The sequence below is a fragment of the Rhodococcus sp. AG1013 genome (genome assembly GCF_003350365.1).
GTDB lineage: Bacteria > Actinomycetota > Actinomycetes > Mycobacteriales > Mycobacteriaceae > Prescottella.
Genome location: NZ_QQAT01000029.1, coordinates 53370 through 68215 on the forward strand (window position 1 = coordinate 53370; position 14846 = coordinate 68215).

10 protein-coding genes are annotated in these 14846 nt (G+C 68.0%); 3 read left to right on the plus strand and 7 right to left on the minus strand.

From position 1 onward, the window contains the following. Nucleotides 1-232: 232 nt before the first annotated feature. Genes DEU38_RS25710 through DEU38_RS25725 form a run of 5 tightly spaced genes read right to left on the minus strand, consistent with a single transcriptional unit; the run spans nucleotide 233 to nucleotide 6571 of the window. Nucleotides 233-733 (minus strand): barstar family protein, encoded by a 501-nt coding sequence (locus tag DEU38_RS25710; protein WP_114724204.1) that lies wholly within the window; start codon nucleotides 731-733, stop codon nucleotides 233-235. After that, a complete protein-coding gene (locus tag DEU38_RS25715) occupies nucleotides 721-5013 on the minus strand; it encodes a DUF6531 domain-containing protein (RefSeq protein WP_258558165.1) in 4293 nt (1430 codons plus the stop codon). Before DEU38_RS25715 ends, DEU38_RS25710 begins: the two co-directional genes overlap by 13 nt. Beyond that, a complete protein-coding gene (locus DEU38_RS29535; protein ID WP_258558166.1) occupies nucleotides 4956-5522 on the minus strand; it encodes a putative T7SS-secreted protein in 567 nt (188 codons plus the stop codon). The genes DEU38_RS25715 and DEU38_RS29535 overlap by 58 nt, the downstream gene beginning before the upstream one ends. A gap of 45 nt (nucleotides 5523-5567) precedes the next feature. Then, a complete protein-coding gene (locus DEU38_RS25720) occupies nucleotides 5568-6185 on the minus strand; it encodes a hypothetical protein (RefSeq protein WP_114724205.1) in 618 nt (205 codons plus the stop codon). After that, nucleotides 6182-6571: an SseB family protein gene (locus tag DEU38_RS25725; RefSeq protein ID WP_114724206.1), complete on the minus strand. Its 390-nt coding sequence runs from the start codon at nucleotides 6569-6571 to the stop codon at nucleotides 6182-6184. The genes DEU38_RS25720 and DEU38_RS25725 overlap by 4 nt, the downstream gene beginning before the upstream one ends. 104 nt (nucleotides 6572-6675) lie before the next feature. On the opposite strand from DEU38_RS25725, the gene DEU38_RS25730 reads away from it, so the two are divergent. After that, the gene (locus tag DEU38_RS25730; protein WP_114724217.1) at nucleotides 6676-8112 is read left to right on the plus strand and encodes a sugar porter family MFS transporter; all 1437 of its coding nucleotides are present in this window, start codon (nucleotides 6676-6678) and stop codon (nucleotides 8110-8112) included. A gap of 3 nt (nucleotides 8113-8115) precedes the next feature. On the opposite strand, the gene DEU38_RS25735 is transcribed toward DEU38_RS25730, so the two are convergent. Next, nucleotides 8116-8910, minus strand: a complete 795-nt coding sequence (locus DEU38_RS25735) for a pentapeptide repeat-containing protein (RefSeq protein WP_217487197.1) — start codon at nucleotides 8908-8910, stop codon at nucleotides 8116-8118. Nucleotides 8911-9199: 289 nt separating this feature from the next. On the opposite strand from DEU38_RS25735, the gene DEU38_RS25740 reads away from it, so the two are divergent. Then, complete coding sequence (locus DEU38_RS25740) at nucleotides 9200-10795, plus strand: oleate hydratase (RefSeq protein ID WP_114724208.1); 1596 nt, start codon at nucleotides 9200-9202, stop codon at nucleotides 10793-10795. Nucleotides 10796-10801: 6 nt separating this feature from the next. Here the strand turns inward: DEU38_RS25740 and dxs are convergent, their stop codons facing one another. Continuing rightward, nucleotides 10802-12772, minus strand: a complete 1971-nt coding sequence (dxs, locus tag DEU38_RS25745; protein ID WP_114724218.1) for a 1-deoxy-D-xylulose-5-phosphate synthase — start codon at nucleotides 12770-12772, stop codon at nucleotides 10802-10804. 156 nt (nucleotides 12773-12928) lie between these two features. Between dxs and glsA the strand changes: the two genes are divergently transcribed. Continuing rightward, complete coding sequence (gene glsA / locus DEU38_RS25750) at nucleotides 12929-14755, plus strand: glutaminase A (RefSeq protein ID WP_114724209.1); 1827 nt, start codon at nucleotides 12929-12931, stop codon at nucleotides 14753-14755. Nucleotides 14756-14846 lie beyond the last annotated feature (91 nt).

The window sequence follows — 14846 nt, forward strand, 5'->3', positions numbered from 1 at the left end:
ATGGCAGGCGTGACATCCCCCGCATCGCAAATCCGGCACCATCCGAAGGACATCATTAGGGTGCTCCTATCCAACATCCCGCGAGTCGCACGGCCACTCCAGAAATACATCTATCCAAGACTTAGGGGCCCTACACCCACCACGCCTCCGTCGGCACCACCCTCGACATCCGGGTTGCAGAGCTTTGCCCACACCGATGGATTATCGAAAAACATCCAATCGAGGCTTCGATCTAAAATACTAAAACGTTGCCGCCCGAACTCGCCACATCAAACACTGGACCCGACAGGCTGGAAAAGGAAAGCAGCGTATTGAATGCAACCTCCCCACCTCCCCAGCGTTCCCCTAGGCCAACTCGAGTTGACCAGTACCTTCCGATCTCAGAACACACCTTTAAGAATGTCACCAGTTCATCGAAATCTCTTACCAGTATGACTTCTGCATGCTCGATGACCACGAGATACTTCGGCGATGGCATGTCGCGAAGATCTGTCAAACACTCATCAAACGCAGGCCAATTTTTGCCAAAGTAGGCCGGGAACCTGAAGGCTTTCCCGTAGATCTCGAAGAGGTCATCGAGTGTTGACATATCCGTGGCGTCGAAATGAAAGACCAGCGTGTCAGATGACCTGGAAACATCACCAACAGAAACCTCAAGATCTTCCGCCCCACCTGCAAAAACCCACGGTCGCGCGTTCGATGTCAGAGCCGTAGCGGGATCTAGCCTGTCCATGGGATAAAACTCCTGTAGTGGTCTGGACTGTAGTAGATCGACTGGTCGGAGCCCGTAACAATCCTCTCGGACCCTGGGGTCGGGTTACCCTCGGTAGGCACCGTACCCCACTCACGATATTTGATTGGATTGCCGATTTCATCAACATGCGGGAGGATCTCTCCTCCTGAGCGACCATCGTTGTTGAACATTTTGGGAACGTCTGGGCCCGAGACTCCGTACTCCCATATCACCCCCGCATCCCTGATTTGATCTATCACTCTCAGCGATTCTTCAGGGATGGTCTCGCCGAACTGCTCCCGGGCGCACGGGTCCGGTACCAACCCGAGCGGATCCGACCACACCGTCGGGTTGTGCGGGTAGCTGTTCGGATTCGGCGACGGCGCGAGTCCCAGCGGGTCCATCGTCGCGTAGCGGGCGGTGACGGGGTCGTAGTAGCGGTGCAGGTTGTAGTGCAGGCCGGTCTCGTCGTCGAAGTACTGGCCGGGGAACCGGATCGGGGTGTCGGCGGCGCCGGCCCAGGACGTGCTCCCCCACAACGACATCGCCGACCGCCCCGCGACGTCGGCCGTCACCGGATCGACCAGTTCGGTCGGCGTGCCGACGAGGTCGGACACGATCGCGTAGAACTCGGCATCCACCGAGGCCTGATCCGCCAGCTCCACCGCCGGCACCGAGGCCTGGGTCAGGGGCGTGTGCGTTCCCGGCTGATAGGTCCACCGGGTGACGCGGTCGGACGTGGACTGCTCCACCAACGTCGTTGCATCCCACGTGAACACGGTCCGCTCCGCCACCGACCCGTCCGCGGCGAGACGGGACTTGAGGGTGCGCCGGCCCAGGGCGTCGTAGCTGTACCTCCACCGCACCCCGTCCGGCGTCGTCACCTCGACCATCTGGTCGAACGCGTCGTACCGGTACTGCCAAACATCCGGTTTCCGCGACAGTCGCGTCGTGACCTTGCGGATCAGCCTGCCGGCGTCGTCGTAGCTGTACCGCGTGCGGCCGTCGCGCACCAGCAGCGTCCCGTGGTATTCGCGTCGGCCCGCGTCATCCCGCTCCGCCGTGGCCGTCTGCGTCACTATGTTGCTCAGCGCGTCGTACGCGTACCGCTCCACCGCGGTGCCGTCGTCGACCACGGATGTGATGCGGCCCGCCGCATCCAGCTCGAACTGCCGGCGCAGCACCCGGTCGGTGGTCGTCGTCTGCCCGGCCAGATAGCCGTCCGGACGGTAGTCGAACACGTCGGACCGCAGCACCCGCGAAGCGGAGGCCGGACCGGAATCGAAACTCAAGCTCAGCGACGACGCCGGATGCGCCACCGCCTCCTGCATGGTGAGCCGCCCGCGCGAATCGTGGCCACGAGTGATCCCCAACTCTCCCGCTCTCCACCCGGTGACCGCGCCGCGCGCGTCGTAGGTGAGACCGATCGAGTGCCCGTCGACCGCCACCGAGGCGACGAGGCCCGCCGCATTCCAGCGCCACCCGGTGACACCTCCGGTGTGCGAACGCCGCTCGACGCGCCGCCCGAACGGATCGTGGTCGAAGCGCAGTTCGCCCGCTCCGTCGACGCTCTGCCGCGCCAACTGCCCCGCAGCCGTGTACTCGAACTCGACCGTGTGGATCGGATCCCCGCCGATGCCACTGACTGCCGACAGCGTCCGTCCGGCCAGGTCGTGGGTGTAGCGCCGGAACTCGCCGGTGTCGGCGGTGACGTCGAGCAGGCGGCCCAGGATGTCGTGCGAGTGGTGGCGCGTCACGCCGGTCGCGGACGTCACCGTTGCGACTCGTCCCGCGACATCGTGCGTGTATGCGGTTCGCGCACCGTTGAAATCGGATTCGGCGACCAGACGCCCGTCCGCGTCGTACTCGTACCACCAGGTCTGGCCGAGCGGGTTCGTGACCGCCGTCAGGCGCCGCTCGGTGTCCCACGTGTACGCGGTGACCGAGCCGTCCGGGTCGGTCCGCGAGGCCATCAGATCGAAGGATCCGTACGTGTACGACGTCGTCGCGCCGACGGGGTCGGTGTGCCGCACGAGGTTTCCCTCGCCGTCGTACTCCCACGACTCGACTGCGGCGTCCGGATGCGTCCGCTCCAGGAGCCTGCCGTCGGGCGACCACCGCAGTCGCGTCACCGCACCCGTCGGGTCGGTCACCGAGGCGGTGCGCCCGAACGCGTCGCGCGCGATGCGCGTCGTCGCCCCCATCGGGTCGGTGACGGCGACGGGCAGCCCGGCGTCGTCACACTCCACGATGGTGCGGGCGCCGGTCGGCTCGGTGACAGAGGACACCGCCCCGGTCGAGTGGTAGGTGTACTCGGTCCGCGCTCCCCCGGCGTCGGTGACGGCCACCAGGTTGTTCGCGGTATCCCAGTCCTGGCGGACGACCGTGCCGTCGACCTGGTGGACGGCGACCGGCCTGCGCGGCCCGGCGTAGTCGACGGTGATCGAGTGACCGTCCGGCCGGGTGATCTGCGCGACGTCGCCGTCGGCGGTGTAGCGGTACCGGGTCACGGCGCCGTCCGGGCCGGTGACGCGCAGCGGCTCGCGGCGCTCGTCGTAGTCCGTGTGCGTGCGAGAGCCGTTCGGCGACATCAGGTCCCGTTGCCGCAGGTCGCTGTCGAACCCGTGCGCGGTCTGGGCCCCGAGCGAGTCGGTGACAACCGTGACCGACCCCGGCCCGTCGGCCGTCGGCACGTAGTCGAAGCGGGCCGACATGATGCCGTCGGTGCCGTTCTGGACCACTACCCGTCCGTCGGCGTCGTAGGTGTTGACCATCCGGTTGCCGTTGGCGTCCTGCCACGACAGCATCCGACCGTCGGCGTCGTACGCGTAGCGGGTCGTACCGCCGAAACCGTTGGTGACCGCGGTCAGATGCCCGCCGTCGTAGCCGAAACGGCGGACCACGACGGCGGCACCGGTCTCCGGGTCGATCACCGACAGCGCGCCGATCCGTCCGCCGCGCGCGTCGACGAGCACGCGGTAGCCGCCCGTGTGGGACACCTCGACCGGTGCACCGTCCGGGCCGTAGTGGAACCGGATGCGGTTGCGGAACCCGTCCGTGATCGCGCTGATGGCGATGTTGCCCAGCGCCGAATCGACCCCGCCGAGTTCGGGTTTGGGGGCGAAGTGCCAGGTCAGCGACCGGTCCGGGTCGTGCACCGCGTAGCCGCCGGTCTCGGTCCGCGAGAGCGTCCAGCGCTGCAGCGACTGTCTCGGACGGACGGGTTCGCCCACCGCCGGGTGCGGATAGACCACCATCACGCCGTCCTCGGCGAGCAATGTGACACCCGATTCCTCGACCACGACCCGCATGTCGATCGTCGACGACCAACTCGGGCCGAACCACCGGCCGAATCCGTAGCTCGAGCGGTGTCGCCGCCCGAACCCGAGCGGCAGCACGCCGGGCAGCGTCAGATCGGTTTCGGGCAGCAGGAACTCGCCGGTGGCGGCATCGACGGGGTCCTGGCACTCGGTGACCTGGTTGCTCGTCTGGTCGCTCGCCGGGCCGTTGTCCTCCGCGGTCCGCGCCGCGCCGGAGTCGGATTCGGCGAGATGCTGTGGGTTCGGGTTTTCGCCCTCGGCTGGACGAGTGAAGTCGGGGTCGTGGCCGGCGCCGGTCGAGCCCTCGTCGTGCGCGGGGGTGGACTGGTCTGGGGTGCCTGGGTCCGTGTCGTGCAGCGACGATGGTGAATCGATTTCCGGCGCATCGATTCTCGGAGAGTCGAGCCCTGGGGCCTCCATGCGTGGGACGTCGGGCGTCGGGACGTGGCGGGTCGCGTCGGCCACATGGTCGGCGGTCCGCAGGCCGCTCCCCAGGTCACTCGCCAACTCGACCGCGTGCATGGATGTCCGCGCACCGGCCACTCCGGCGCCGGCGCCACCCGTCGCCGCCGTCAGCAGCGCGTCTCCGGTGAGCGCTCCCGCGAACTCGAACGGGTTGGCCCGTGCGTCGGCGAGGAACGCCTCCACCACGGCCCCGGGATCCGCCGCCGCCACCACGAGGCCGGTCGTCAGGTCGCTGAGTCCTTCGACGTACTCCGCCGGGTGGCTGAGGTTGTACGGATCGACGGGGTTGACCTGTCGGACGAACTGCACGATTCCGGTGACGCCGGTGACGAGACCGGACGTGAAGTTGACGCTGCCGTGCTCGATCACGTCGGTCAGGTCTCCGAAGTTCGCGGCCATCCGCTGCGTGAACGGCGGTTCCTCGGGCGCCGAGTCGGTCAGGGCCGCCAACTGACCGGCGATCTGTGACGCGGCGTTGTCGCGGCCTGCTCCCATCGCGCGATCGCGTCGGCTGCGCGCGCCTGCGCCGACTCGATCGTGTTCGCCCACCAGGTCAGCGACTGCGCGGCGGACGTCATCGCATCGGCAGCGTCCTGCCACAACGCCGGCTGCCTGTCGTAGACGGCCTGGAATGCATCGGCCGCGTCGCCGGTCCGGCCGGCGGCGTCGACCGTGCGCAGGGAGGTCCCGGTGGACCCGATGTTCGTGCCCAGCTCGGTCAGCGTGGTGACGGCCTCGTTGACCGCACCGGCGTCGCCACGGATCAGTTCCCGCGGATCGGTGGTCTGGCCGAGTTCGACCTCGTCGACCGCACCACCGGTGCTGCTGGCAACCCGGTCGCCGAGGTCCGTGAGGACGTCGGCAACCCCGTCCGCGCCCAGGCCGCGGGCGACACCCGCCAGGCCGTCGAGACCGGCATCGGCCACCTGGCCGGCCTTTTCGACAACTCCTTCGGCCGCGTCCTCGACGAAGTCGCAGGCCTCCGATGACGTCGTCCCACCCATAGCCCATCAGTTCTCCCCCCGCCCTGCCCCAGCCCTGGCCGTCGGTCAGGTCTGGTCATGCATGACCGACGCCGCCTGCTCGGCAGCGCCGGTGTGGTAACCGCTTGCAACGTCCACACCGACAACGTCCGCGACCACCGGCGACACGTTGGCAAACGCCTGCGCGCCGACCGCCGAGATCACTTCGTTGTTGGTCCGGATCGTGTCCATCGCGGCGTCGAACGACTCCCCGCTGTAGTCGGGATGGAGCACGTTGTTGACCGGGTTGTCCGCCAACGTCTCGCCCCAGGACCGCTCGCTGATCTCCCCCTCACCGAGGTGCGGATTTCCCGCGACATGGGTCCATGCGGTCTTGACGGTGTCGGAGAGCTGCTGGTCCATCATGTGATAGCGCCCGGCCTGGAGATCGAGCAGCTCGGCAATCTCGTTCGCCGACCGGACGAGGTTGCGCACGCCCCACGACCACCGCTCCGCGTACTCCTCGAGACTCTTCTGAACCGCCTCGGATCCCGCCTCCATCGGCGACAGCGCCAGCATCGCGAAACCCCTACCCGCCGCGGCCGTCTCACCGATCCCGAGCTCGGACAGCGAGTCGATGATCCCGGTGATCCCCTGCGCCGCCTGCCGCAGAACGACGGGATCGACCTCGAGCCCTGCACTCATGATCGCGCCGCACCCAGATCGGGCGGAAAGGCCATCGGGCGAGCACCAGCGACGTCGACGACCACCCCGGTCTGCCGGTCGAAGCTGGGCAGGACCTGCTCGACGATCCGCCAACCGAACAGTGTGTGGTAACGCGCCTCGATGCGTTCACCACGTGTGAGAGCGTGCCGCGCGAACTCGCGTTCACTGGTGAACGCGGGAACCCATCCGAGATCACGGATCTCGGAGCTCCACACTCGGTTCTCGGCCGTCAGGGGCACCAAGAGCGGTGCCCGGCGAAACGCGTCGAACAGCGCGTTCGGCTGCCCGAAGCCCTGATAGAAAGCGTCGATCTCGGCAATGAGATCTGTGCAGCCCCCACGCACCGAACTCCCCCTACGTTCCATCCCCCGGAATCGGCGCAATGCTACTACCCGGCGCCATCGCGACCGAACCCGACGAATTCGGCGTAGCGTCCCGGCTGAAGGAATCCTCGGATGGGAGGCCGCCCATGTCGAATCTCGGTACCACCGGGCAGCCCTCAGCCGCTCACGCCGCCGTCGGGCTGGCCGTATTGTTCTCCGCCGCCGCCGCACTCGGCGGTTTCCTGTTCGGCTACGACACCGCCGTGATCAACGGTGCGGTCGGCTCCATACGCGACCGCTACGACATCGGCGCCGGGGCCACCGGTCTGTCGGTGTCGCTGACGCTGCTCGGCGCCGCGCTGGGCGCCTGGGTCGCGGGCAGTATCGCCGACAGGCTCGGCCGCATCCGGGTGATGCAGATCGCGGCGGTGCTGTTCGTCATCGGCGCGCTCGGCTCGGCGTTCCCGTTCGGCATCGTCGACCTCACTCTGTGGCGTGTACTGGGCGGCGTCGCAGTCGGTTTCGCGTCGGTGATCGCACCGGCCTACATCGCGGAAATCGCGCCCGCCGCGATCCGCGGCCGACTCGGCTCGATGTACCAGTTGGCGATCGTGCTCGGCATCGCCATCTCCCAACTCGTGAACTACGCGCTGTCGTCGGCCGCCGGTGGCGGGCGCGGTGAACTCCTCGGCGTCGAGGCATGGCAGTGGATGCTCGCGATCGAGTCCGTGCCGGCGCTGCTCTACCTCGTGATGACCTTCACGATCCCCGAATCACCGCGGCACCTCGTACGGTGCGGCCGAGAGGACGCCGCCCGCACGATCATCGGCGAGCTCGAGGGTGGCGACGACGAGGCCGTCACGCGCCGGATCGAGGAGATCCGCACGTCCCTCGGCGCCGATCGCACCCGGGTGGGCGTACGGACCCTGTTCTCGAAGACCACCGGTGTCGCGGCGCTCGTGTGGGTCGGCATCGCGCTGGCCGCGCTGCAACAGTTCGTCGGCATCAACGTGATCTTCTACTACTCGAGCACACTGTGGCAGGCCGTCGGATTCGGCGAGGACCGTTCGCTTCTCATCAGCGTCGTGAGCGCGCTGGTCAACATCGTCGGCACGTTCGTCGCGATCGCCGTGATCGACCGCATCGGGCGCAAGCCCCTGCTCCTCGTCGGCTCGGTCGGAATGGCCGCCTCCCTCGCGACCGCCGCGGTCTGCTTCCATTCGGCAACGGTCACGACGAACGACATCGGCGAGTCGGTGGCGACCCTGACGGGCGCGGGCGGCACCGTCGCGCTGATCGCCGCCAACGCGTTCGTGTTCTTCTTCGCGCTCTCGTGGGGTCCGGTGGTGTGGGTGCTCATCAGCGAACTGTTCCCCAACCGGGTCCGGGCGGCGGCCGTCGGCGTCGCCACGGCGTCCAACTGGGTCGCGAACTTCCTCGTGTCCGCGACATTCCCGTCCCTCGCGGACTGGAACCTGTCGCTCACGTACGGCGGCTACGCGGTGATGTCGCTGCTCTCGCTCTTCGTCGTCGCCAAGTTCGTGACCGAGACCCGCGGCCGCACCCTCGAGCAGGCCGGCTGAGCGCTACCAGTGAGCGGGTCGTGACAGCGCCGACGGGAGCTTCGTGTGCGCGTCACCCCGCGCGGCACCGATCTGGAACCGGGTCAGGAACAGAGCGTCCGAGAGATCGGCGCCCCGCACGTCCGCGCCCCGCAGGTCGGCGCCGATCAGGTCGGCCATCCGCAGATCCGCGTTCCGCAGATCCGCACCGATCAGCCAGGCGCCGCGCAGATTCGCCCCGCGCAGATCCTTGCGAGCCAGCTTCGCACCCATCAGATCCGCGCCGCGGTGATTGCGGGGACGTCCAGGAGCACCCGCCCGGAACCGCTCACTGACCTGCAGGAGCACGCCGTTGACCCTGTCACGGTGCTCGGCCACGTCCAGGCCCGCGAGCACGTCCGGCGTGCTGTCGGTCAGCGTCACGGTCTCGTCCCGCAGCGCCGTCAGCTCCGACCGAAGTGACGCCGCGGCCCGGATCCGGAGCGCCTCCTCCAGGTACCACAGCAGCTCGTGCAGTTGCCGTTGCACCGGGAACACGTCGAACATCGATCGCGCGGTGTCCGGGGCGTCCCGCCAGCTGCGACCGCCGAACGTCACCTGCGACACCTTCTGTCCGGCGCCGAAGCAGTCGTACACGGTGCAGCCGGTGAACCCCGACGTCCGCAATTCGGTATGGATGCCACACCGGAAGTCGTCGACGAGGTTGCGGCACGGCGTCCCGCCGTCCTTGTCGACAGCGAAGTCCGCCGACCTCGCGAACGGCAGCGCGACGCAGCACAGCCCGAAGCACTGCCCGCAATCTGCGGACAGCTCAGTCATTTCCGGCACCCGAATCGAGTCCTTCCGACGCAGTCGACAATTCCCCCGTGGTTCACACCGGGGCTCCCCGGGCGCCACCATTGTCACCCGACACAGGGGACTATCCCAAACGCATTGAACGGCACAGCCATTCACAGACCGACCCGAAACCGATCGAGTCCGGCCTGTTGACGGCGCCCGACCGGTGGCGAACACTTGGCGTGGGTCCTCGCGATGTCGCTCCCCGCGGCACCCGACGTCGCCGGGATGCGTGGTGTCGGGGGTGCCGCTCCGAAGCGGGAGGTCCCCCATGGCAGTCGACCCGAGACAGGCCCACCTCTGGATCGTCGGCGGCGGCATCGCCGGAATGGCGGTCGCCGCCTTCGCGATCCGGGACGCCGGCGTGCCCGGCGACCATGTGCACATCCTCGAGGAACTCGACGTGGAGGGCGGTGCCCTCGACGGCGCACGCTCCCCCGCGGTCACCGACGGCTGGGTCACCCGCGGCGGACGGATACTCGAGGAGGAGGCCTACCAGTGCACGTGGAATCTGCTCGAGTCGATTCCGTCGCTGGAGAATCCCGACATCAGCGTCCGCCAGGAGATCCTCGACTTCAACGCGAAGGTCAAGACGAACGACAAGGCGCGCCTGATCGACGCGCGGCACACAATCGTCGACGCGTCGCAACTCGGCCTCGACAACCGCGACCGGCTCGAGATGATGCGCCTGCTGGGGCTGCCGGAACGGGCGCTCGGCGCCCGCCGGATCGACGAGATGTTCGGCGACCACTTCTTCACCACGAACTTCTGGCAGATGTGGCGCACAACGTTCGCGTTCCAGAAGTGGCACTCGGCGGCCGAACTGCGCCGCTACTTCCTGCGTTTCGTCCAGGAATTTCCCCGGATCCACACGCTGTCCGGTGTCCGGCGCACCGTCTACAACCAGTACGACTCGATGGTGGTACCGCTGCAGCGGTGGATGTGGTCGCGCAATGTCGACGTCCGGTTCGCCAACCGCGTCGTCGACGTCGACTTCGCCCAGGCCGGTCAGCCGCGGCGGGTGACCCGTCTGCATGTCGAGAACGCCGACGGCAGATCGACGATCGACCTCGGCGAGAACGACTACGCGTTCGTCACGCTCGGCTCGATCACCGCCGACTCCACCTACGGCGGCAACAACGACGTCCCACCACTGATTCGCGACCGCGTCGACCACGACTGGTCGCTGTGGGAGGAGATCGCGAAGAAGGCGCCGGACTTCGGTCGGCCCAACACCTTCTACGGCAACATCGACGAGAACAAGTGGGAGTCGTTCACCCTCACCATGCGCGGCGACACCCTGCTGCGCCGCATCACCGAGTACACCGGCAACGAGCCCGGGACAGGCGCGCTGACCACGTGGTTCGAGTCGGGGTGGCACCTGTCCACCGCCATCCCGTACCAGCCCCACTTCCCGGAGCAGCCCGAGGACATCTACACGCTGTGGGGCTACGGGTTCGACATCGACAACGAGGGCGACTACGTCAAGAAGAAGATGTCCCAGGCGACCGGCAAGGAGATTCTCACCGAACTGATCCACCAGTACGGCTTCGAAGACATCCTCGACGAGGTGCTCGCCACCACCGACGTGACGACGGTGATGATGCCGTACGCGTCGGCGTTGTTCAGCCGGCGGGTGCCGGAGGACCGCCCGAAGGTGATCCCCGCCGGCTCCGAGAACTTCGCGTTCCTCGGGCAGTTCACTTCCCTGCCCGAGGACGTCGTGTTCACCGTCGAATACTCGGTCCACGGCGCGATGCACGCCGTCTACACGCTGTTCGACGTCGACCAGCCGATCCCCCCGATCTACCACGGGCTGCTCGACCCGAAGGTCGGCATCAAGGCACTCGAGGCGGCGTTCCGGTAGAAGCCTCTATCCGACAGCCGGATTCGACTTGTCGAGACCCGGCTTGTCGAGTGCCTGCTTGTCGAGCCCCACTGCGACCTCTCCGTCGGTCTTCGCCCGGTCGAGGCCCACGACCCAACCGGTGACCTGGCGGGTGACGTCCTGCGCGGTCAGACCGAGCTCACTGTGGATCTGGTCGCGGGACGCGTGGTCGAGGAACTGCTGCGGCACGCCCAGGTCCCGGCACGGAACGTCGACGCCGGCCCAGCGCAGCGCCGCCGACACGGTGGCACCGATCCCGCCGTGCAGGCCGTTGTCCTCGATGGTGACGACCATCCGGAAGTTCTCGGCGAGCTTGACCAGCGACTCCGGCACCGGGAGCACCCACCGCGGGTCGACGACCGCCGCTGAGATCCCGTGCCGGCCGAGACGTTCGGAGGCCTCGAGTGCCAGCCCAGCGAACGAACCGACCGAAACGAACAGCACGTCGCCGCGGTCGTCCTCGGGCATCTGCAGGACGTCGACGACACCGTCGAGGCGGCGCACCGCGGGAACGTCGTCGCCGACGGCACCCTTCGGGAACCGGATCACCGTCGGGCCGTCGTCCACCGCGAGCGCCTCCTGCAGTTCCTCGCGCAGGGTCGCGGCGTCGCGGGGCGCGGCGACCCGGATGCCGGGGATGATGCCCAGCAGCGACAGGTCCCACATGCCGTTGTGGCTCGCGCCGTCCACGCCGGTGATGCCCGAACGGTCCAGCACGATCGTGACGGGCTGCTTCAGCAGCGCGACATCCATCAGCAACTGGTCGAACGCACGGTTGAGGAACGTCGAGTAGATGGCGACCACCGGATGCATGCCGCCCAGCGCGAGACCGGCGGCCGAGGTGACCGCATGCTGCTCGGCGATGCCGACGTCGAACATCCGTTCCGGGAAGCGCTCGCCGAACGCGGCCAGCCCGGTGGGGCCCGGCATCGCGGCGGTGATCGCGACGACGTCGTCGCGCTGCTCAGCTTGCGCGATGAGCTCCGCCGAGAACACGGAGGTCCAGTCCGGGGCCGAGGTTCCGCGGGAGCGACCGGTGAGCGGGTCGATCACGCCCGTGGCGTGCATCTGGTCGGCGACATGGTTCTCGGCGGGGGCGTAACCCATGCCCTTACGGGTGACGGCGTGCACGATCACCGGACCACCGAAGGCCTTGGCCCGCCGCAGCGCCGACTCCATCGCCACCTCGTCGTGCCCGTCCACCGGGCCCAGGTACTTGATCCCGAGGTCGGTGAACATCACCTGTGGGCTCACGGCGTCCTTGAGTCCGGCCTTCATCCCGTGCAGCAGCTGGTACGCGGCCCGGCCGACCCACGGCATCTTCTTCACCATGCGGCGGCCGTTGTCGAGGATCCGCTCGTAGCCCGGCTGCAGGCGCAGCGCCGCGAGGTGGTCCGCGAGCCCGCCGATGGTCGGGGCGTAGGAGCGGCCGTTGTCGTTGACCACGATCACGACGGAGCGGTCCCGGCCGGCCGCGATGTTGTTGAGCGCCTCCCAGCACATGCCGCCGGTGAGCGCGCCGTCGCCGACCACCGCGACGACGTGCCGGTTCTGCCCGGACAGCTCGAACGCCTTCGCGAGCCCGTCCGCGTACGACAGCGCGGCCGACGCGTGTGACGACTCGACCCAGTCGTGCTCGCTCTCGGCGCGCGACGGGTAACCGGACAGACCACCCTGCTTGCGCAGTGAGTCGAACTCGTCCTTGCGGCCGGTCAGGATCTTGTGGACGTAGGCCTGGTGGCCGGTGTCGAAGATGATCGGGTCGGAGGGCGAATCGAACACCCGGTGCAGCGCGAGCGTCAATTCGACGACGCCGAGGTTGGGGCCGAGATGACCGCCGGTGGCGGACACCTTCTGCACCAGGAACTCGCGGATCTCCGCGGCGAGTTCCTTCATCTCCTCAGGATCGAGCTGACGCAGGTCGTCAGGCGTCTGGATACGGGCAAGGACACCCAACGAGATCGCTCCCTCCAGCAGGTTCACGGGCTGTCACACGACAGCCCGACAAGTCTACGGAGCCGCCGAACACGAGGCCGCTCGGCATCGGATCCGACCGCGCCGCTCGTGCTCGAATACACATCCCGGACTGTTCGCTCATCCTACTGTTGCTCCATGGGCAATGTGGTCGACGAGTTCATCACCCGGGTGTACGACGTGGTCCGGGCCAATCACGACGGGAACGTCGCCGACTACATTCCCGAGCTGGCGGCGGTGACACCCGACCGCTTCGGGATCGCCGTCGCGACGTCCGACGGGCACGTGTACGAGGTCGGCGACTGCGGCACCGCATTCACCATCCAGTCCATCTCCAAGCCGTTCACGTATGCGCTCGCGCTCGCCGACCGAGGCGTCGACGCCGTCGCCGAGAAGATCGATGTGGAGCCGTCCGGCGAGGCGTTCAACGAGATCAGCCTCGACCCCGACACCGAGCGGCCGCGCAATCCGATGATCAACGCGGGCGCCATCACGTCGGCGTCGCTGGTCGCCGGCGCCGATCCGGCCGAGCGGTTCGAAAGGATCCGGCAGCTCTACTCGCGCTGCGCGGGACGGCAGCTGACGCTGGACGAGGCGGTGTACACGTCCGAGGCCCGCACCGGGCACCGCAATCGCGCGATCGGCTACATGCTGCGCTCGTTCGGCGTCATCACCGGCGACCCCGACGAGGCCGTCGACCTGTATTTCCGGCAGTGTTCGATCGACGTCACCTGCCGCGACCTCGCGCTGATGGCGGCGACCCTGGCGAACAACGGCGTCAACCCGCTCACCCGGGACCGGGTGCTCAACCCCGCCCTCGTCGAGCGGGTCCTCAGCGTGATGACCACGTGCGGGATGTACGACGCCGCCGGCGAGTGGGTCACCGAGGTGGGGATGCCGGCCAAGAGCGGCGTCGGCGGTGGCGTCCTCGCGGTGCTGCCCGGACAGTTGGGCATCGCCGTCTTTTCCCCCCGACTCGACCGGCACGGCAACAGCGTCCGCGGCGTGCAGGCGTGCCGGGAACTGTCCCGCGACCTCGAACTGCACTTCCTGCACGTCACCCGGGCCGCCCGCTCGTCGATCCGGGCACGCTACGACGTCGGCTCGGCGCCGTCGCGCACACGCCGCACCGACGCCGAGCTGGCCACTCTCGACGCCTTCGGAAGCCGCGCGCGGATCTACGAACTGCACGGCGATCTACTGTTCACCGGCGCCGAGACGGCGGTCCGGGAGATCGACGCCGAACGCGCCGACCTCGAGGCCGTCGTGGTCGATGTGCGCCGGGTCGACGAAGTCAGCGGGATCGCTCGTCGGATGATCGAGTCGCTGCGGGCCGACCTCGCCGACGGCGGGTGCCACAGCGCCCTGGTCGACCCGGAGGGGCTCTTCGGACACACCCTGTCCACCCTTGCACCCGACGATCCCGGCGGACGGGTGTTCGCGGACCTGGACTGGGCCACCCAGTGGTGCGAGGAAATACTGCTGGCGCGGCACTGCCGCGGGGGCCGTCAGCCCGAGTCGATCGACCTGGAGCAGCATCCGCTCCTGGCCGACCTCACCGCCGACCAGTTCGAGAGATTCACCGACGAACTCGAGTCGCGGACCTTCGCGCGTGGTGAGTTGATCGCCCGACGCGCCGACCCCGCCGCCGGGATCTTCCTGATCCTGTCCGGCCGCGCGAGCACCACCGTCACCTCGGCGGACGGCGCGATCCACCGAATCACGACACTGGCGGCGGGGATGACGTTCGGGGAGATGCCGACGTTGCTGAACTCGACATTTCTCAACGACGTCCGCGCCGACACCGCGGTGACCCTCGCGGTACTGCCGCCCGACGGCTTCGCACGGCTGACCGCCGATGCCCCACAGATCAAGTCGGCGCTCCTCGAACGCCTCGCCACAGCCGCGTACGGGCAACTGGGGATGCTGCTGCGCACCTTCGAACAGCACGGACGCACCGACTAGACGGTATGTAGTGACACACGACTTGTCGTGAGTTCACTCCAAGTGGTCGGCGTCCCTCGGTTGGTGAGGATGTGGCCGGCGTGGGGGTCGA